Annotated in this window: 19 protein-coding genes; 15 read left to right on the top strand and 4 right to left on the bottom strand. The window is 56.2% G+C overall.

The window, feature by feature from the left end; all coding sequences use genetic code 11:
- Positions 1-246: 246 nt before the first annotated feature.
- Both EU557_RS07060 and EU557_RS07055 read left to right on the top strand, forming a co-directional pair.
- A complete protein-coding gene (locus tag EU557_RS07060) occupies positions 247-693 on the top strand; it encodes an Hsp20/alpha crystallin family protein (RefSeq protein WP_135529726.1) in 447 nt (148 codons plus the stop codon).
- A gap of 263 nt (positions 694-956) precedes the next feature.
- Positions 957-2,465 carry a Do family serine endopeptidase gene (locus EU557_RS07055; protein WP_245326196.1) on the top strand — a complete coding sequence of 503 codons (1,509 nt, stop codon included), beginning with the start codon at positions 957-959 and terminating at the stop codon, positions 2,463-2,465.
- 103 nt (positions 2,466-2,568) lie between these two features.
- Here EU557_RS07055 and EU557_RS07050 read toward each other — a convergent pair whose 3' ends face one another.
- Positions 2,569-2,973 carry a hypothetical protein gene (locus EU557_RS07050; RefSeq protein ID WP_135529725.1) on the bottom strand — a complete coding sequence of 135 codons (405 nt, stop codon included), beginning with the start codon at positions 2,971-2,973 and terminating at the stop codon, positions 2,569-2,571.
- Between the two features lie 207 nt (positions 2,974-3,180).
- Here EU557_RS07050 and EU557_RS07045 point away from each other — a divergent pair, with 207 nt between their 5' ends.
- Together EU557_RS07045 and amaB are read left to right on the top strand one after the other, a co-directional pair.
- Complete coding sequence (locus EU557_RS07045; protein WP_135529724.1) at positions 3,181-3,606, top strand: hypothetical protein; 426 nt, start codon at positions 3,181-3,183, stop codon at positions 3,604-3,606.
- A 118-nt stretch (positions 3,607-3,724) separates the two neighbouring features.
- Positions 3,725-5,323, top strand: a complete 1,599-nt coding sequence (gene amaB / locus EU557_RS07040) for an L-piperidine-6-carboxylate dehydrogenase (RefSeq protein ID WP_135529723.1) — start codon at positions 3,725-3,727, stop codon at positions 5,321-5,323.
- Between the two features lie 86 nt (positions 5,324-5,409).
- On the opposite strand, the gene EU557_RS07035 is transcribed toward amaB, so the two are convergent.
- Entirely contained in the window at positions 5,410-5,940 is a 531-nt protein-coding gene (locus EU557_RS07035; protein WP_135529722.1) for a hypothetical protein, read from the bottom strand.
- Positions 5,941-6,259: 319 nt separating this feature from the next.
- On the opposite strand from EU557_RS07035, the gene EU557_RS07030 reads away from it, so the two are divergent.
- The 5 genes from EU557_RS07030 (at position 6,260) to EU557_RS07010 (ending at position 10,229) form a co-directional block, all read left to right on the top strand.
- The gene (locus EU557_RS07030) at positions 6,260-6,829 is read left to right on the top strand and encodes an RNA polymerase sigma factor (RefSeq protein ID WP_135529721.1); all 570 of its coding nucleotides are present in this window, start codon (positions 6,260-6,262) and stop codon (positions 6,827-6,829) included.
- Positions 6,830-6,948: 119 nt separating this feature from the next.
- Positions 6,949-7,707 carry a hypothetical protein gene (locus EU557_RS07025; protein WP_135529720.1) on the top strand — a complete coding sequence of 253 codons (759 nt, stop codon included), beginning with the start codon at positions 6,949-6,951 and terminating at the stop codon, positions 7,705-7,707.
- Positions 7,708-7,710: 3 nt separating this feature from the next.
- On the top strand, positions 7,711-8,961 hold the full coding sequence (locus EU557_RS07020) for a DUF4097 family beta strand repeat-containing protein (RefSeq protein ID WP_135529719.1): 1,251 nt from the start codon (positions 7,711-7,713) through the stop codon (positions 8,959-8,961).
- 142 nt (positions 8,962-9,103) lie between these two features.
- Positions 9,104-9,658: a PPC domain-containing DNA-binding protein gene (locus tag EU557_RS07015; protein WP_135529718.1), complete on the top strand. Its 555-nt coding sequence runs from the start codon at positions 9,104-9,106 to the stop codon at positions 9,656-9,658.
- A gap of 58 nt (positions 9,659-9,716) precedes the next feature.
- Entirely contained in the window at positions 9,717-10,229 is a 513-nt protein-coding gene (locus tag EU557_RS07010; protein ID WP_245326195.1) for a DUF4442 domain-containing protein, read from the top strand.
- Positions 10,230-10,419: 190 nt separating this feature from the next.
- Here the strand turns inward: EU557_RS07010 and EU557_RS07005 are convergent, their stop codons facing one another.
- Both EU557_RS07005 and EU557_RS07000 read right to left on the bottom strand, forming a co-directional pair.
- On the bottom strand, positions 10,420-11,976 hold the full coding sequence (locus EU557_RS07005; RefSeq protein ID WP_135529717.1) for a DNA integrity scanning protein DisA nucleotide-binding domain protein: 1,557 nt from the start codon (positions 11,974-11,976) through the stop codon (positions 10,420-10,422).
- Positions 11,977-12,138: 162 nt separating this feature from the next.
- A complete protein-coding gene (locus EU557_RS07000) occupies positions 12,139-12,936 on the bottom strand; it encodes an energy transducer TonB (RefSeq protein ID WP_135529716.1) in 798 nt (265 codons plus the stop codon).
- Positions 12,937-13,058: 122 nt separating this feature from the next.
- Here EU557_RS07000 and EU557_RS06995 point away from each other — a divergent pair, with 122 nt between their 5' ends.
- The 6 genes from EU557_RS06995 (at position 13,059) to EU557_RS06970 (ending at position 19,384) form a co-directional block, all read left to right on the top strand.
- Positions 13,059-13,490: a RidA family protein gene (locus EU557_RS06995; protein ID WP_135529715.1), complete on the top strand. Its 432-nt coding sequence runs from the start codon at positions 13,059-13,061 to the stop codon at positions 13,488-13,490.
- 152 nt (positions 13,491-13,642) lie between these two features.
- Positions 13,643-14,632, top strand: a complete 990-nt coding sequence (locus EU557_RS06990) for a hypothetical protein (RefSeq protein ID WP_135529714.1) — start codon at positions 13,643-13,645, stop codon at positions 14,630-14,632.
- Positions 14,633-14,643: 11 nt separating this feature from the next.
- Positions 14,644-15,774, top strand: a complete 1,131-nt coding sequence (locus EU557_RS06985) for a hypothetical protein (RefSeq protein ID WP_135529713.1) — start codon at positions 14,644-14,646, stop codon at positions 15,772-15,774.
- Between the two features lie 58 nt (positions 15,775-15,832).
- Positions 15,833-17,677, top strand: a complete 1,845-nt coding sequence (locus EU557_RS06980; RefSeq protein WP_135529712.1) for a MutS-related protein — start codon at positions 15,833-15,835, stop codon at positions 17,675-17,677.
- A gap of 185 nt (positions 17,678-17,862) precedes the next feature.
- Positions 17,863-18,831, top strand: a complete 969-nt coding sequence (locus EU557_RS06975) for a bestrophin family protein (RefSeq protein ID WP_135529711.1) — start codon at positions 17,863-17,865, stop codon at positions 18,829-18,831.
- Positions 18,832-19,027: 196 nt separating this feature from the next.
- Complete coding sequence (locus tag EU557_RS06970; protein WP_135529710.1) at positions 19,028-19,384, top strand: hypothetical protein; 357 nt, start codon at positions 19,028-19,030, stop codon at positions 19,382-19,384.
- The last annotated feature ends 70 nt before the right edge of the window (positions 19,385-19,454 follow it).

Raw genomic sequence — 19,454 nt, 5'->3', positions numbered from 1 at the left:
GAAAGTTATCGTGGGTGACAAATTGTCGCAGCTTTATAAATGGCAAAAATGCCTTTTTACACACTTTGAGTGATGTATTGGCTTGATCGGGAAACAATGCTGTATTGATGATTGCTAATTTTATGACTTTTTGTCTTGAAATAGCCGGCTAAAATCAAGTGGTACAAAATTTATTAAGATAGAGAAGTACCGCAAAGGGTACTTCTCTAACATTTGACTTTAGACCTTCAAACAGATAGTAAACCCATGGCAACTCTTCTGTATAACAACCTGCCCGCTCTTCGCCCTTCCCGCGCTATCAATTCAGTGCTGAATGAAATGCTGCGTGAAACTCTGCCTACCTCCCAGAAGCAGCCTTCCAAAGCTTTCGTGCCCCAGGCCGATGTACTGGAATCAGCGCAAGGCTTTGAGCTGCACCTGTTGCTGCCTGGCGTTCCGAAAGAAGCCATCAAGATTGACTTTCAGGAAGGCCAGCTGACGGTAAGCGGCGAGCGGAAAGCTCCTGAGGCTTCGGAAGAAGCTCCTAAGTTCCGCCGCGTAGAATCGGGGTACGGTACCTTCTCCCGCACCTTCCGCCTGCCCGACACGGTAGACGTAACTGCTATCGACGCGCAACTGGTAGACGGGGTGCTGCGCCTCGTGCTCCCCTTCGACAGCAAGAAGGTAACCAAGCACCAGATTGAAGTTCGCTAAGGCGAAAAATCTGTAAAAAAGGCACCTTCGCGGGTGCCTTTTTTCTTGGCCCGCGTGTTATTATACTAGCAGTTGAAGCTGGCAGCGCTGAGCCAATGGTTGAGATATTCTACCAACGGGCCGTTTTCATCCTTCAACAGCCATGCAACCGAATACGGGAGACCTGGCATCTAGCGTTAGTATGACGCCGGTTCACGGTTTATTCACCTTTCTGTTGTATTTTCAGTTCTGACTTCTCTTTCATTTCAATCTCTTTTATACCCATGCAAGCAAAACAAATGATGCTCGGCCTGCTAAGCTCCGCTATTCTGGGTGGCGGCGTGGCCGTGGGTGGGTACAAGCTGCTAGAGCCTGAGCGCAACAATACGCCGCAGGCTATTGCCGCCGATCCCAACGTTCGGTACACCAGTGAGTTGCGTAGCAGCACGTACACCGTGCCCGAAGGCCTGAACTTTACGGCCGCTGCCGCTTCGGTAACACCGGCCGTAGTACACGTAATGACCGAGTATGCCCCGAAGGCTAGCGACAATAGCGCGATGCGCATGGACCCATTCCTGCGTCAGTTCTTCGGTGATGACATTGATCAATATCAAGGCCGCGGCCGTTCGCAGGGCCCGCAGCAGGGTTCTGGCTCTGGCGTTATCATTGCGGCCAATGGCTACATCGTCACGAATAACCACGTGATTGAGAAAGCCGATAAAATTGAGGTAGTTCTCGACGACAAGCGCAAGTATAAAGCCACGCTGGTTGGCGCCGACCCTAACACGGACTTGGCGCTGCTGAAAGTTGAGGCCGATAATCTGCCTTTCATCCGGTACGGCAACTCCGACAACGTGAAAGTAGGGGAGTGGGTACTGGCTGTAGGTAACCCCTTCAACCTGAACTCGACCGTAACGGCTGGTATTATCTCGGCTAAGGGCCGGAACATCAACATCCTGCGCCGTGAAGACGGTATGGGCGTAGAGTCGTTCCTGCAGACGGATGCCGTAGTAAACCCCGGTAACTCTGGTGGTGCCCTGGTGAACCTGAATGGCGACCTGATTGGCATTAACTCGGCTATTGCTTCGCAAACCGGTTCTTTCGTGGGGTACTCTTTTGCCGTGCCTAGCTCTATCGTGAGCAAGGTGGTATCGGACCTGCTGAAGTACAAAGTGGTGCAGCGCGCTCTGCTGGGTGTACAGATTCGGGAGGTAGACGCTACCCTAGCCTCAGAAAAGAAGCTGAACTCGCTGAATGGTGTGTATGTAATGGGCCTAGGCAAAAACAGCTCAGCTGCTGATGCCGGTATCAAGGAAGGCGACATCATTACCGAAATCAACGGTGTGAAAGTGAATACCTCTTCGCAACTGCAAGAGCAAGTAGCCCGCTTCCGCCCCGGCGACAAAATCAAGGTGACCTACCTGCGCGGTACTGAGTCGCGAACCGCTTCTGCTACGTTGCGCAACTCAACCGGCACTACCGATATTATTCGGGAAGAAGTAGCTTCCACGGTGAAATATGAAGGTGCCACGCTGGCCCCAGTAGGCCGGCAGGAACTGAGCAAGCTTGGCATTGAAGGCGGTGCTAAAATTAACGGTATCAAGGATTCTAACTTCCGCGAAACTGGTATTGCCGACGGCTTCATCATCACCCGCATCGATAAGAACAAGGTGACCAAGCCCCAAGACGTAGCACGTTACTTGGAGGCGGCTAAAGAAAGCCAGGGTGCCCTTGTGGAAGGTGTGTATCCTGATGGCCGCAAAGCCTATTACCCCATTGGTCAGGCTGAGTAATCAGTTGCTGAACTAATTAAAAGCCCTCTGCTAGTATAGCGGAGGGCTTTTTTTATGGTTCTACCTACGCCAGCGTGAGCAGAAGAAAGCTAATGCAAGTGGCCTAGCCGAGTAGCCACTCCATGGCCGGGCCCTCCTCAATGAAAAGCTGAAGCTGGTAAGGCCGTTCGGGCGAGGTGCCGTAGGTGATATACTCCCGCTGGCTGGCTGAGGCCTCATACACTGTTAGTCGGGCCGGAGAGCAGTGCACGGCAATGCGCAAGGGGGCAGTAGCTACCTGTGCAGCCTCGGGAAAGAACGTGTGGGTGGTCCATTGCCCAAACTCTGGATCGAGGGAGTCGCGGCGCCTAACATCCAGCAGCCACCGCCAGAGGTTGTGGTGCTGAGCCGCCGTTAGTAAGGCCGAGAAGTGTTCCTTGAGTTGCTGTCGGGGTGCATCGTCAGCCCAGCGGGCTACAAGTATGCCTAAGTCGGGGCGAGGTGTGATGGTGACTAGTTCGGGGAGCATATGAGTCTATACGAAGGAGCACCGCGTATTGAAGAAATACTACTAAGATAAAAGCGTGAGAGGTCTCACCCAAGATAGTATTCTCATAGTGAGCGACTACCAATAATAGGCAGAGAAGCTCAAGAGGGGCGACACCTGAACCGTAGTAACCTACTACCGCTGCTGGTACGTTACGAAGAAAATAGTACGAACACTTGGTAATGCTATATGAAAATTTCTAAACACACTGATTTACGCGACGGCAGTAGTTGTGAACTAGAGTTTGATGAAGGAGAAGGGTGGCTCCGTGCCATTTGGTTAGGCTACGTTGACCCCATGGAAGCCTATAATGGGGCCGAGAACTTCTTGAAAGCCATGCAGGATCTGCATTGCCCGTATCTGCTTAACGACAACAGTAAGCTCTCCGGGCCCTGGTTTGATTCGGTGGAGTGGCTGCGCAGTGTATGGGTGCCGCGGGCCGTGCACCTAGGGCTACGCTACATTGCGCACGTAGTGCAACCCCACGACCTGCTAGATGAGGCCGCCAACACCGATGCATACGCTTTTGATGATCAGCTGCGCCTGCAGCTTTTCGATGACGTGCCTTCCGCCGAGGAGTGGCTGCGTGAAATGCGTGTAAAGCAACAGGTTTAAGAGTAGAGAAAGGGATAGTTGGGAGAGGAGCGGCGCAAGGGCCAGACCAAGCCTATTTTAGTAGCTTTGTCAGAGAGTTTTCCTTCGACTTGCCCACCCATCCCAATATCCCTTTCCCATGAAACAAGCCCTTGAAGAAGCGGCCGCCACTGGCACCGATGTACAGGACCACGACCACCACGGTATCCGGCAAGTGCTGCGGGAGCTAGGTGTAGAAGCACACAATGCCGCCTGGAGTACTGGCCTACGCTGGGGCAGCAGCACCGCTGAGAATACCCGCGCCATTCATTCACCCACCGATGGCCGCCTGATTGGCTCCGTGGCTTTCGCTACCGCTGCCGACTACGACCAAGTGGTGAAAACGGCCGAAACCGCCTTTAAAACCTGGCGCCTAGTGCCCGCCCCCAAGCGGGGCGAGATTGTGCGCCAGATTGGTAACAAGCTCCGCCAGTATAAGGAGCCACTAGGCAAGCTGGTGAGCTACGAGATGGGCAAAATTCTGCAGGAAGGCTTGGGCGAGGTGCAGGAGATGATAGATATCTGCGACTTCGCAGTAGGCCTCTCGCGCCAACTCACGGGCTACACTATGCACTCAGAGCGGCCCGCGCACCGCATGTATGAACAGTACCACCCGCTGGGCGTGGTAGGCATCATCTCGGCTTTCAACTTTCCGGTAGCCGTGTGGAGCTGGAACGCTATGCTGGCAGCCGTGTGCGGCGACGTATGCATCTGGAAGCCCTCTGAGAAAACTCCGTTGGTGGCCGTGGCTGTGCAGCACATCCTGAAAGAAGTACTACAGGAAAACGAGTTGCCGGAAGGCATCTTTAACCTGGTTATTGGTGATGCCGAGATTGGGGCTGCTATGGCTGCCGATTCGCGCGTGCCGCTGGTATCGGCTACTGGCAGCACCCGCATGGGCAAGAAAGTAGGCGAGGTAGTGGGGGGGCGCCTAGGCCGTGCCTTGCTGGAGCTGGGTGGCAACAACGCCATCATCCTCACCGAGCACGCCGACCTGGACATGGCCATGCGCGCCGTTGTGTTTGGGGCCGTTGGTACGGCTGGGCAACGTTGCACCACTACGCGCCGCTTAATCATCCACGACAGCATTTTTGAGGATGTGAAGGCCCGCCTGTTGAAAATCTATCCCAATCTGCCCATCGGTCATCCCCTGCAGGACGGTAACCTCGTAGGCCCCCTCATTGACAAGGCCGCAGTAGAAGGCTTCACTAAAGCCCTAGAGGCAGTGCAGCAGGAGGGTGGTAAGTTGCTCATTGGTGGTGAAGTGCTGGAAGGCCTTGGCTATGAGACGGGCACTTATGTGAAACCGGCACTGGTAGAAGCCCGCAATGAGTACCACACCGTGCAAGAAGAAACCTTCGCCCCTATTCTCTATCTTATTAAGTATAGCGGCGGGGTAGAGGAAGCCATTGCGGTGCAGAACGGCGTACGGCAAGGGCTCTCATCGAGCATCTTCTCCCTGAATATGCGCGAAACCGAAACCTACCTCAGCCACGCGGGCTCCGACTGCGGTATTGCCAACGTGAACATTGGCACCAGCGGCGCCGAGATTGGTGGCGCCTTCGGCGGGGAGAAAGAAACCGGCGGTGGCCGTGAGTCCGGCTCCGATGCGTGGCGCATCTACATGCGCCGCCAGACGAATACCATCAACTACTCCGACCAGTTGCCGCTGGCTCAGGGTATCAAGTTTGATGTGTAAGTAGCCTAAAGCCATTTACCCGCTATAATAGAAAGCCCGGCTGTTTTTCAGCCGGGCTTTCTGTTTCTAGGCCTGTGCTTACGTTTCTAGGAGCCAATTTTGATATCGCCGTGTCCCTTTGAGTATAGGATGGCAGGAGACTTCTGATAGATGATATAGTATACCCGGTAAGTGGTGTTGGGTAGAAATTTATCGGCAGGCAGGTCGAAAGGGAATAGTACATCAGAAACACTGAACGGACCATATTCCTGCTTTTCTACCACCTTATAGTTTTTGTCAACGAAAACCATAGCCCACATAGCTCCATAAGGAATGCCATAAAAGCCATAGCCGCCCTTTTGTGTAGTGGTGGGATTAGGGAAAAAACCACGGGGCTGAATACCTAGCGGAGAAGATGCGCTGAGCTTAACAGAGACCGTGAATAGCTTTTGTTCTTCTTTAGTCCAGGTTTCATCGGCTGTCCAGTCGCTGGGGTCCACTGTGCCATTGAGGCGGTTGCTGGCGTCGCGCTGCGTTATACCGTCGTTAGGGCCAAAGTCGATAGTGGGCTCAGCTTCTTTTTTGTCGCAGGCAGCTAGGCCAGTTAAGAAAACAGCGCCGAGAAGAAAATTTTTCATGAATGGGTTCGGATAGATAATTGGGTGACACAGTAGACCAAAAGGCACAAATTTTCAATAGGTAAGCCACTCCATGTGGTAAGAAGGCAACCACCAGGCCAATCGATAAGAAAAATTATAATGGAAGTGCCCGGCATTGGGCCGCTGAAGCTATTTGAACAATCTCCAATTAGCTGTTGTCTTGGAGACTAAGTGCAACCCCACTGGCCTAGGCCTGTCTTTCACTTGCTTACCGAATAGCACTCGCCGATTTAGCCCGGAAAAGTTGGATATTTACGATTCACACCTTTCCGAATCTCCGCCAACCCAGACGCAACCTATGGAGGCATTTGCATATACTGACATCAACGCTCCGCTGGTGGAGCGCTGCCGCCTGGGCGACCGGCGGGCCCAGGCTGAAATTTACAAGCGCTATTCGAAAGCCATGTTCAATGCCTCGCTGCGCATCACCGGCGATTTTGCCGAGGCGGAGGATGTGTTGCAGGAGTCTTTCCTGAGTGCTTTTCGCGAGCTGCACAGCTACAAAGGCGACTCATCGTTTGGCTCCTGGCTTAAGCGCATCGTCATCAATAAGAGCATCAATTGCCTGCGCAACCGGCGTCTACAACTGGTGCCCTTGGCTGACCAGCACGACAATGCTGCCTTCGACCACGACGACCACAGCCTAGGCCTCGATCCAGAGGACCTCTCGTGGCGGGCCGATGTAGTGCGGCGCTGCGTGCAGGAACTCCCCGATGGCTACCGCGTAGTACTGTCGTTGTATCTGCTGGAGGGCTACGACCACGCCGAAATTGCCAGCATTCTTCATATCACTGAATCTACTTCAAAATCGCAGTACAGCCGAGCTCGGAAGAAATTACTTGAATTAGCTCGCCAGCACGGCCTGTAGCACGTATTCGACAGCGTACCTGACACCGCTGCTTACTTCTAGCCCACAGCCTCGCATCGCCCACCACCCCAACGCAGACGAGACCAGGCATAGTGGCCTAGAGCGCTTCACCACCTGACATGAACGAGAAGAAAACCGGACTTGAATCCTTTGTTGAGCGCCACCGCGCCGACTTTGATGCGTTCGAGCCGCGCCCAAATTTGTGGGACGACATCGAACAAGAACTTGCCGCACCGGCTGCCTCCCTTGAGGAAGAAGCGCCGTTGCGGGTTGTAGCCCTGTACCCCGAAGAAACACCGGCTCCGCAGGCGCCCGTAACACCCACTACGCCGCCGGCTACCCGCACCGCTTGGCCATATGGCATTGCGGCTTCTCTGGTTGCTATACTGATGACGGGTTACTTCTGGCAGACGCAACGCCCCGCCACCATCTGGACGCGGGCCACTGCCGGAACTAGCCTGGCCGTGCCTGCACCAGCAGCCGGCAACAGCCAAAACTTCTATACGGGCCCTGGCCTGACGGCTACCGCTGCTACCGCTGGCCCAGAGCAACGCCTGGGAGGCGCCGTGCAACGCATGGAAGCCTACTATGCCGCCCAGATCACGGAGCGTCAGCAGGAGCTAAAGGCTCTGGATGCGGAAACTCCCGCGGCGCCGCGTGCCGATTGGCAGGAGGAGCTAACCTCCCTCGACTCAACGTACCGCCAGCTGAAGGTGGAACTCTACCGCAACCCAGAGCCCGATGTGGTGCTGGAAGCGATGAACCGTAACCTACAGATTCGGCTGGACCTGCTCACCCAACAGTTGCGCACGCGGGAGCGTATCCGCGATTATCATAATCAACCGTACATGGTGGCTGACAGCCGCCGGATGCCGTAAGCCATGGGTTCCCGTCATACTCTTGCTGTTCTAGGCCAGTGGCCGTGGCGCTTGCTGTCCGTAGTTGGAGGGCTAGCCATGGCGGCTGGTTCGGTGCAGGCGCAGGTGGCTGCCGACCCCATGACGGGTCCGGCAGTGCTGTACTACCCGCAGCCCAAAGACACGGCTTGGCCCCAGGGCCAGGGTGGGCCCGTTGATGCCTGCCAAGGCAGCACCGCGCAAGGCCCCCAAGATGATGCTCAGGTCCCAGCCGTTGAGAAGGTTCGGAAGGTAAGCCGCACTTTCGCCGCCAATGGCAAGCCGTATACTCTTGACACGCGCTACGGCCGGGTGCAGGTAAATGTGTGGAGCCGCAACGAGGTGCGCACTGATGTGGATATTATCACCCGCTCTGACACCGAAGAAAAGGCCCAGCAACTGCAGGATATGATTCAGGTGCAGGTGCAGGAAACAGACCCCGCAACGGCCGGCATCAGCGTGAAGTCACGCTTTGGAGCCATGCCCCGCGAGTGCTGGAGCCGCACCAAGCTCTATGAGGTAAACTACACGGTGTGGGTGCCCAAAAACACGCCTCTGCACCTGTACAACACCTTTGGTGAGGTAATCCTGACTGGCGACGTGAGCGGCGTAACTGATTTGGCGGTGGAATATGGTAGTCTCCGCACGGCTCGGTTAGATGGTCCGCGCAACCTGGTACGCATAAACAACGGGCAGTGCGCCATTCCTTACGTGCGCAAAGCCAGCCTCGACGCATCATACTCCAAGCTGCGCCTAACCGCCGGCGACGTGGTAGATCTGCGCAACAACTCCTCGGATATCGACATTGGAACGGTAAAGGACCTGACGGTGCACAGCAAGTATGGCGACGTAGCATTGGGCAACGTGAGCAATTTGCGCGGTACCTCGGGCTACTCGAAGTTTAGCATCGATAAGCTCAGCAACCAACTGGACATGACGGTGCAGTATTGCCCGAACTTTGAGGTGCGTAGCACGGGTAAAAACTTCCGCCAGATCAACGTGGATGGGGGGTACAGCACCATTCAGCTGAACTTTCCCGATGAAGCCGCCTTCAGGTTTGATGTAAACACGGAGCACGGTAAGCTGCTGGTAGATAAACGCCTGGTACGCGTAGATTCCGAAGAAAGCAGTGCCTCCTCCAGCGACATGCAGGGCAGCTTTGGCAGCGTACCTACCCGGGCCGTTGGCAACGTAAATATTAAAGTGCGCTACGGCAACGTCAGCTTCAACAAGTAAGCTGCGATACGGGCCCTCAGTAGCCTAACTACCAAAGAAAGGATCTACCCGCGCCTGAAGATGCCGTTGTAACAACGGCTCTTCAGGCGCGGGTAGATCCTTTTTGCGTCTGGATAAATGTGGGGCTGTTTACTTTGCAGGCATGATTCGACTTCTGTTGTCGGGGCTGCTGGCGCTGCAGGTGCTGGTGGCAGCGGCTCAATCTGCTCCTGCTATGTCGGCTAGGCCACTTCCTGCTTCTGCTGTTTCCTCGCCCATGCGGGCCTACGCCCTCCGTTTAAAGCCCGGCGAAGATTTACGACAGCAACTCTTCGCCTTCGCAGAGCAGCACCACATAAAAGCCGGCGCCATCCTCACGTGCGTGGGTAGCCTTACTACTACCAGCTTGCGGTTAGCTAACCAAGAGGAGCCAACGGTGTACAAAGGGCACTTTGAAATAGTGTCGCTGGTAGGAACGCTGTCCGTGAACGGGAGTCATCTTCACCTATCCGTTTCTGACTCTACCGGCCGCACCATTGGCGGGCACTTGCTGGACGGGAACATTATCTATACCACCGCAGAGCTGGTGCTGGGAGAGTTACCCGAGCTAGATTTTCGGCGGGAAACGGATGCCACGTACGGCTATAAGGAACTCAGCGTGTATCCGGCTGAGGCAAAGCCAGCGAAGTTCAAGAGAAAGCCCAAGCCGGTGCAGTAGTTGGGTAGGCCAGTAAGGCAGAGCCGGGAGCGACAGCAGCAAATCAGTATCTTTCAGCATGACTCCCCAGCCTACCCCTGCCCCCACTGACACGCCCCGCATGGCGCAGTTCCGCCGCACCATTCAGAACCCAATGAAGCTGCGGTTATTTATGCTGCGCAGCTTGCCCATGGCCTATCTGGCGGGCTTGCGAGTTAGGAGCCTGACGCTAGAGGAGGCTACCGTAACGGTGCCATTTAAGTACCTCACCAAAAACCCATTTCGCAGCATTTACTTCGCCTGCCTGAGCATGGCCGCCGAAATGGCGAGTGGCCTACTGGCCATGATGCACGTGCAAAGCGGCTCGCCGGTTTCTATGCTGGTGGTAGGCATGGAAGCTGAGTTCACCAAAAAGGCCGTAGGCCTCATTGCTTTTACCAGTACCGATGGAGCCGCCGTAGCGCAGGCCATGGCCGAAAGCCGCCAAACCGGTGAAGGCCGCACCGTAGTATGCACCAGCACTGGCCTAGACCAGGCTGGCGACGTAGTGGCCATCTTCCGTATTACCTGGTCGTTTCGGGCCAAGAAGTAGTAAGGCGACGAGGTGCAAAGAACTACACGGGCACGTCGTGTTAAGAAGAGCGAATGATCTTGCTACAGTAGCACGAGGCACTAGGCAAGCCGTCTAAACGTGGTAAGATCCTTCGCTTTGCTCAGCATGAGGTGATGTTTATGCACTGCTTCACCTCAACTCTTTTACCTCGTAACCGCTTAATAAGCGCTTACTCCTCCCGCAGGCTTTCTTTAGTAATAACATCCACCAGGCCATCTTCACTTACTACGATGGCGAGGCAAGGATAAGGAGAACTATCCACGTACCGGACGGCCGAGTTGTAGCGGGCCCCGCGGGTGCTGTTCCCGTGGCCGGATGCTTTACCATCCAGAATTACCCCGATGGAATAACAGTAGGAGTCGGGGTCGAGCAGGACGGCGCCGTCGATAGCAGTTACCAAGCTAGTGATGAGCGGCGTGAGTGGCACGGGCTCAATGAGGGTGCACTGCAGCTTGAGACGGTCGGCTTCGGCTAGGGCCTCGGTGGTGATAACCAGCAGGGTACCGTGTTTCTGGCGGCTAGCAGCCTGCACCACGTCCCAGAGGCGTTCTACCTTTTCCAGGTCGGTCAGGTGGAAAGTGCGCTTCAGGTCGCGCCGAAACTTGTTGCGGTTGAGGTGAGTGCGGGGCAGGCTGGGCAAGCCGTAGTGCGCCCGCATGAGTACCTGCCCATCGTGCTGGAACTCCCAGGCATAATGGTTCACGAAGTTGATGACGAACAGGTCTTCGCGGGTGGTATCATAGTGGCCTATCTGGCGGCCCAGGGCGTACACGTTCTCGGCGTCGGCCAGCAGGCTCACATCCTCGGTTGTCATCTCCAGAAGCTTGCGCACGGCCCGGTAATCGGTGAGGGGAGTGGGGCAAGTCAGGGCGAAGATTTCGGTGAGGTTGGGGTGGCCCCGGCGCGCCAGAATCATTTTACCTACGCCCTCGGCACCTTCGTAGCGCAACGACGAGATGGTGTTGCAAGTGGCGAACAGCTTGGCCGCCGACGGATTCATGCCGATGTCCTGGGCGGGCGTGTCCATGAACAACTGGCCAGCGGCGCGCACCAACTCATCGGTGTCGCGGGGGCGCACCAACAGGCCCGAACCGGGCTCCGGCTCCGTTAAGGATTTCAGGCATTCCTCGTTGAAGCGCACAATAGCCGCTTTCAGCAGAGAGTGCGGCAGAATGCGCCCATCGGTATAAAAGCGGTTGGGCTGCAGCGTGGGGTAGCCGTTCATCACCTTGCGATTGAGCTGCAGCACCGGAATTACAAAGTGCTGGTCAATCTGAATGGGGAAGCCGGCAAATGATACCCGCTTGCCTTGGTTGTCAATTTCTTCCAGCACCTCCTGCACTGAGCGACGCAGCCCCATGGCGTGCTGGCGCCGCAGAATAACGGGTTCCGGCATAACCTCAGGGTCGGCGGGGGCCCAATCAGAGGTTAGCTGCAGATACTGGCCGCGGGCAATGGTTCCGGCAAATGCCGTAGCATCAAAGCCGCAATCTTCCGGCTCCAGGCACACCGTCGCCGAGTCCTCATCCGGGTCGGCGGGAATGGCCAGCAGAAACACATACGGGTCCAGATCGTCGTCGAGGGCCTCAAAAATGCCGGTAGCTACTACCTGCGCAGCCTGTCGGAAACGTGCTTGGTAAGGCCAGATGGAGTAACTATCGGGCAGGGGCAGGGGATGACCAAAAGCGACGGGCGGAGCCGAGATGAGGGGCAGGGGCGACAGCATCGGAAGGAGCGGAAAGGATGGCAGGAGCAGGGAAACCAGCGAGCCACTTAGTCATCGGCCGGTATGAAGAGGCAGACGAGCAACGGATAGATATATTTTAAAGAAGCTCTATAAACTTACCTGCGTTGCACCGCAAGCACGCTTTCAGAGCTTTAATTCGGGTTACAGTTGGAATACAACAGGTAAAACCATCTTTTGCTTCATCGGTTGGCCTTTATAGGTAGCTGGCTCCCATTTAGGGGCCGCTTTAATCAATCGAATAGCCTCTTCATCCAGCCCAGAACCCATGCGTTTGATGGGCTTAATATCAGAAAGAGAGCCATCCTTCTGAATCACAAACTCCATCATTACGCGGCCTTCCACTTTACGTTGGCGCGCTAGAGCTGGGTATTTCTGGTTTTGCTGAATCCACTCGAAAAAGGCATCGGTGCCACCCACTGGCCTAGCGGGCTTATCGGGCGTTACTACTTGCGTGGTAGAGCCCGCTGTGGCACCTGCCGCTGCTGTTCCTGCGGTAGCACCACCCTCGGTGCCGGGAGGTATTTGAAACGTGATGGGCACGGAAACGCGCTGACGCACCACTCCGCCCCGGTGCTGAGCCGGCGTCCAGCGGGGGCCACCTTTAATCAGCCGAATAGCTTCAGCATCTAGCTCCGGCGACACGGGCTGGGCCACTGCCACGTTGGAGATGGAGCCGGTTTTTTCAACCACAAACGTGACGTTCACGGTACCCTGGGTGCCTGCCTGCAGGGCTGCCGTGGGGTACTGCTGCTTGTCGGCGAGGTACTCAGCGTAGGCCTCTAGGCCACCCAGGGGCACAGCAGGTTTCTCCACGGCATCATAAATCTCGCTGGCTGCTGGCTGCTTGGGATACTTAAGCTTTTGCTGGGCGAAAGCGGGCGCAAGGGCCAGTGCGCTGAAGGCCAGCGCAAGCGTAACACGGCGGAAATTGGGCGTCATAGATATAGAAAAGGTGGGAGGGAAGCTAAAATACCAAGTGGGCTTGTGTCAACAACCGCACCAGCCCCGGTTCAGGTTCGCCGGTCATACAAAAAGCGCCGCATTTCGGTAGTTTTGGCGGTATGGCACCTGACGCAACTTCCTCGGCCCACAACTCTAGCCGCGCCCCCGAGCCGGTAGGCCTCTACCCCCACGCCCGGCGCGCCGGCAATCTGCTGTTTCTGTCCGGCGTGGGGCCGCGCCAGCGCGGCCAGCAACAGGTGCCCGGCGTGGAGCTGAACGCTAACGGCGCCGTAGTGGCCTACGACTTCGAACGCCAGTGCCACGCCGTGTTTCAGAATGTGCGCTACATCCTGGAAGAGGCCGGCGCCCGCTGGGAAGACCTCGTGGACGTAACCGTATACCTGACCAACATGCGCGACGACTTTGCGACGTACAACCGCCTCTACGCCGAGTATTTCCAGAGCAACCAGCCCTGCCGCACTACCGTGGAGGTAAACTGCCTGCCCACGCCTATTGCCATTGAGCTGAAATGCATTGCGGTAGTAAGCTAGACCGAAACCTTGTGAAACCCTTTATTGCGCAGCGGGCCAGCTGGGCTAGGTATTGTTGTGGCCTCCTAATAGTGCTGCTTAGCGTTACCCAAGGGCGGGCGCAGGATGTGTGGGCCCAGGTACGAGCGAAGCATATAGCCAAGCTCCAAAGCATGATGGGCGTGTATGAGGGGAAGCTCAATGGTAAATATCCCATCCGGATGGTCTTGCGCCCAGGCGATACGGATAGTTCGGTAGTAGGCACCTATTATTACCTCTCGAAGGGGAAGCCGCTGGAGCTACGCGGCTACATTCAGCCAAGTTTATCGACCCCGAGCATAGAATTGCGGGAGTTGGCCCCTACGGATACAGTACCTACCGGTTGGTTCAGTATCAGCTTGGGCACTGAGCCAGAAGTGCTAGGCCACTGGTACAACAAAGACGGCACTACGCTGCTGCCCCTACGGATGAAACGAATAAACGGGGCAACTCAACCAGCAATACCCTCTGTTCGTGTCAAGTCTAAAACCTATATCAAGTACTATACGGTACCAATAGTTACTGTGCCTAATGCTGCCTTAATGGCAATGCTAGAACAGTATTTCTCTTTTGAAAATCTCATGCATCAGAGCATAAGCAGTTTTCGCGAAGAGATACGTCAAAACCAGGAAGACGGAATCCACACGGGCCTACAAAGTATAGAGTACACTGAAAACCACAACGCCAATGGGCTTTTAAGCATTACCCTCCGGCGGGATGTAACAGGGGCCAATGCTTGGCATAATTATGAGTCCCAAACTATTGATTTAAACACCGGCTTCCCCATAATACTGGCTGACGAAATTCAGCCCCAGAAGCTTCAATCCTTCTTGGCACTGGGGGAGCAGAAGCTGCACCAAGAGGTGTTGAAATACCTCTCGGTTTCGCAAAATGCTTTAGAATCAGTTGATGAACATGGCCTACTCGAGCAGCACTTTATGGTAAGTAGCACTCAAGAGTACGCCGTATTTGGCAAGGAAATACAGTGTCATCATTCCGTGAATTATGACGCTCTGTCAAATATGATTTCCAAGTTATTTACAGATGATTTTATGGTGCATTTCACTACTGCTGAGCTGAAGCCATTTCTAAAACCGGAGAGCCCTTTACAACGATTACCCTAACTATTCTTTCTGTGCGAATACTTTATGCGGCAGCCGTCTTGATGGCCCTGTGGGGCTGCGAATCGAAATCAACTAAACCGGCTACCACGGTGGCAACTCCTGCCGCAGATACTACCCATGCCGCCCCGGCGCTTGGCAGCTATGAAGGCTCCATTGCTGGGAAATACCCGTTCCGACTAGCCATTACCAATCGGCTCAATAAGTCGGAGGTTGTAGGTATTTATTACTACCTGAAACAGCAAAAGCCCATCAGGCTCTGGGGAATTCTTGCTCCCGATGGCGAGATATGGTTACGGGAAATTGACCCCGAGCGCCCCGACACGGTGGCGGCGGGCTGGGGCCCTGGCGGAAAATCACGCTATCCGTTTGCGTATTTCCGGCTGCGCCATTTACCTCAAGGTGGCCTAGCGGGCACTTGGCAAGCCGCCAAATCAGACAAGCTGCTTCCGGTGCAGCTTACGCCCTATCAGGCCAGCAGCCCCGTACAGAAAGCCCACGCAAGTGAGCGAACCTATTTCGAGGAATTCACGGCCCCCGAGTTTACTGTAGCTGACATGGCCGTTACGGAGAAGCTTTACTGGCTCTTTGACATAGAAGACCTATCGGAGCAGACGCTAGAGGACCTGCAGGAAGAGCATCGGAGCCACAAAAACGGCGGTTTTCAAGGCTACGGCGGCATAACATCCGAAGTAACCTATAACGACCGGGGCTTGCTAAGTGTGTCGCTGCGTGATGAATACACGGCTGCCAACGTGAACAGCCGCTTTTGGACGAAGGTAGTTGACCTGCACACCGGCGAGGAATTGAGTGAAAGTGAGATTGATCCCGCTAAGCGACAGGCCTTTTTAGCCGCGTGCGAGGTGCAGCTTCAGCAACAGATCAGCGAGTACATCAGCAATTCAGGAGAAGAGCTTGACTCAACGGATATAGCGGGGTTACGCAGTCAGCACATTGGGACTGGAAACGCTCTCGGTGACATGCAAATAGCGAAAAACGATGTTTCCTTTAACCATTCTGTGGAGTACGATATGATGTCGAATTTCATTCGGAAGATGTACGCTGAGCAATTTCGCGTGTCTTTCACCTTTGCTGAAATGGCTCGCTATCTGAAGCCGAATAGTCCGTTGCGGCGGCTGCTGTAGCGAGGGATAGGCCTAGCGCGGGGCTGCGTACCTTCGTGGCTTCACTGAACCTGTTGCCGTGCCTGTTTCCCCTGCTACTCGTACCCTATCCGTTACGCCCGCCGAGCTTTTCCAGGAAAACCTGGCCCACTACACTGAGCGCGAAGCCTACTTTGCGGGGCGGCACCGAATGGTGGCCCTGGTGCGGCTGCTGGTGTTTGGGGGCGCGGCCGTAGGCGCGTGGCTGCTGTTTAGCAACGGGCAAGTGATGGCGGGCTTCGGGCTGCTGTTTGCGGCTTACCTGGTGTTTCTAGGCTTGGTGCGCTGGCATACTACCGTGGGCTACCAGCGGGAGCACCACCGCCTGCTGGCCCAGCTCAACCGCGACGAGCAACTTCGCCTCTCGGGTAAGCTCACCGGCTTCGACCCTGGCCTACGCTACCTTGATACCCAACACCCCTACGCCGCCGACCTCGATGTGTTTGGCAGCCACTCGCTGTTTCAGCTGCTCAACCGCAGCACCTCCCGGCTAGGCCAGGATTGGCTAGCTGGCTGGCTGCTGGCCCCCAGCCCGGCCGCAGCAGTGCGGGAGCGGCAGCAGGCCACCGCCGAGCTGGCCCCCGATGTGGCCTGGCAGCAGGAGTGGCAAGCCCGCGCCCGGCATTACGCCCGCCAAGAGTCAGATCCGCGCCAGTTTGCGGCCTGGCTGCAACTACCCGACTTTTTTGCGGGCAAAGGTTGGCTGTTGCCCCTGCTGATAGTGCTGCCGCTACTCACGGTGGGTGGCCTAGTAGCGCTATTAAACGACCAAGGCCCCTGGTATCTGTTCGGGGGCTTGCTGCTGACGGGCATTCTAAACTCTCGATTCCGGGTGCAGCGCGCCGACTACTACGAGCACGCCACCGCCATGCGCGACGCATTACGGGCCGCGCATGACCAACTGGCGCTGTTTGAGGAGCGCGACTGGCAAGACTCCGCTCTGCGCCGCCTCCACCGCACCCTGCAAGTAGCCGAGGGTGTAACGGCCTCGCAGCTGCTGGGCTGGCTGGCGCGCATTGCGGGCTGGTTTTCCCTGCGCCAAAACCCGGCCGTAGCGGGTACCGTGAATAGCCTGCTACTCTGGGACCTTTGGGGCATGTGGCAGCTGGAGCGGTGGAAGCGCCGCCTCGGCGGCAAGCTGGAGCCACTGCTGGAAGCCGCCGCCGAGCTGGATGCGCTGGTGAGCCTGGCCGCCTTCAGGGCCGCTAACCCCACCTACGCCGAGCCGGGGCTAAGCACTGAAGCGCTGGAGGTGACGGCCGAGGCGCTAGGCCACCCACTGATCTTCGACCACCAGCGCATTACCAATGATTTCAGCCTGCGTGGCCTAGGCCAGACGGCCGTTATTACGGGCTCCAACATGGCGGGTAAAAGTACCTTTCTGCGCACCGTAGGCCTCAATTTGGTGCTGGCTCAGGCCGGAGCAGTAGTGGCCGCTCAGAGCCTCCGGTGCAGCCCGGCGCAGGTGTACACGGCCATGCGCACCAACGACAACCTCGCCGAGAATACCTCTTCCTTCTACGCCGAGCTCAAACGCCTGCGGCTGCTCCTAGACTTAGCCGAAGCGCCCGAAGCCGCCCAACTGCCGGTGTTCTACCTGCTCGATGAAATTCTGAAGGGTACTAACTCCCAGGACCGCCACCGCGGGGCCCGTGCCCTGGTGCACCAGCTGCACAAGCGCCCCGCCAGCGGCCTTATCAGCACCCACGACCTGGAGCTAGCCGCTCTGGAGCAAGAGTTGCCGGGCACCGTTAGTAACTTCAGCTTCAATAGTTTTCTGGAGCCCGACGGCACCTTGCGCTTCGATTACCACCTGACCCCCGGCGTATGTAGGGCCTTCAATGCCAGCCAGCTTATGCGCCTGATGGGGATTATGCTGGAGTAAAGTAATTGGCAGACTCCCAAACTCATAAGTTTTCAACTAGATAACTGTGGAGCTAGCAACCTGCGTAGAGCACGTTGCGCGGTACTGCCTAGGCCACTTTAATCTGAGGTTAATGTGGCGCTCGTACTTTGCAACACGCCAGGTTTCTGGACGTGTTCTTTCGTCTGCTCTTTAACTTCCTCGTTGTGTACGTTCGTAATAATCTGCGCTGGCGCGTCATCTGGAAGTTTGCCTGGAAAAGCCTGCTGGTTTTTACATTTTACTCCATCCTAGTCTGTTTTGTCTACGGCCCGCTGAATCTGCACTCCTTGTCTATTCCGTGGCAACCGGTTTCGCTGTTGGGTACGGCCGTGGCATTCTACATTGGCTTCAAAAACAACGGCTCCTATGAGCGTTTCTGGGAAGGCCGTAAACTCTGGGGCGGCATCGTGAACAGCAGCCGCATGTTTGCGGTGGAAGCCTTGGAGTTCGTAACCTCCGTGGTAGACGCTCCGGGCGTAGAAGCCCCTGCCGCCTCAGCGCAGGAGCTTTCGGTGCGGCACCGCCGCATGGTGTACCGCCAAATTGCCTGGTGCAACGCCGTGCGCCTGAACCTGCGGCGCCAGCCTGAGCAATGGGATGCCGCCGTAGCGCCGTTTCTGGACGAACAAGAGTCGGAGCGCCTGCGGAAGATGGCGAATCCGCCGGCTCAGCTCATCCGTCAGCAGGCCGCCGATTTGCGGATGCTCCGCGAGGAGCGGGGTCTGCTCAACGACTTCCAGCACGTGCAAATGATACGTACCCTAGAGGTTCTGTACGATTTGCAGGGTGGGTGCGAGCGAATTAAAAACACGCCCTTCCCGCGCCAATACGCCTTCTTCAGCTACGTCTTCATCTGGATTTTTGTAGCCCTGTTGCCGCTAGGCCTCATCGGTGAATTCGCCAAAATGGGCCCCGACCATATCTGGCTAACGGTGCCATTTTCCGTACTGGTATCGTGGGTGTTTAACACCATTGAAGTGGTAGGCCACACCAGCGAGAACCCCTTCGAGAATGAGATGAACGATGTGCCCATGACGGCCATCTGCCGTTCCATCGAAATAGACTTGCGCCAGATGCTCGGTGAAACAGAAGTGCCCCCGAAGCTGGAGCCCGTCGACGATATCCTCTACTAGACAGCCTCTCCAACAGCTGTTTCTATGGCGCGAGCCGCGAGAAACGGGTAGGTCATCCTGCCCAATTCTCGCGGCTCGTGCCGTACTAGTACTAGGCCACCTGGGGTGTAGGAAGGTTGTTTTTGGGCGAGATCTGCAACCTCACGCTAGGGGGCAGGCTCTTCTAAGTAAACCTACCAGACCTATTATCTACGCTATGTGGAATCGTATTGCAGTGCTATGTGTAGTGGCCGCCGGAATCTCTGCCTGTAAGAAGTCAGATGCGGAGCCCAGCCCGAATAACCCCGTAACCGTTACCTACGCCCAGACGGTCTGCGCCGATCCGTGGGCAGTTTCCTCCACCAGCGCCAACACCGACGAAGGTTTTCAGCAGGTGGTGCAGCAGTATGTGGGGCAGAAAGGGGTGAAGCTGTACAGCATCAAAATCAGTAACACCGCCGTCCAGACGAGCACTTGCCGGACCTGCACCTGCCCAACAGGCCGGATGTTGGAGGCCAAAGTGGAGGCCACCGATGTGGCGGCTCTCAAGCAAATGGGCTTTAAGCAACCCTAAAGCCCCGGCAGGAGCAAGCTCAGCCTTAACCCGCCTTAAAAGCCTGGCGTAGAGTAAAGCTCATCCTTTC

Source organism: Hymenobacter wooponensis, assembly GCF_004745865.1.
Classification (GTDB): domain Bacteria; phylum Bacteroidota; class Bacteroidia; order Cytophagales; family Hymenobacteraceae; genus Hymenobacter; species Hymenobacter wooponensis.
Note: the sequence above shows the minus strand (reverse complement) of the source record. Positions and strands in the feature narration are given on the sequence as shown.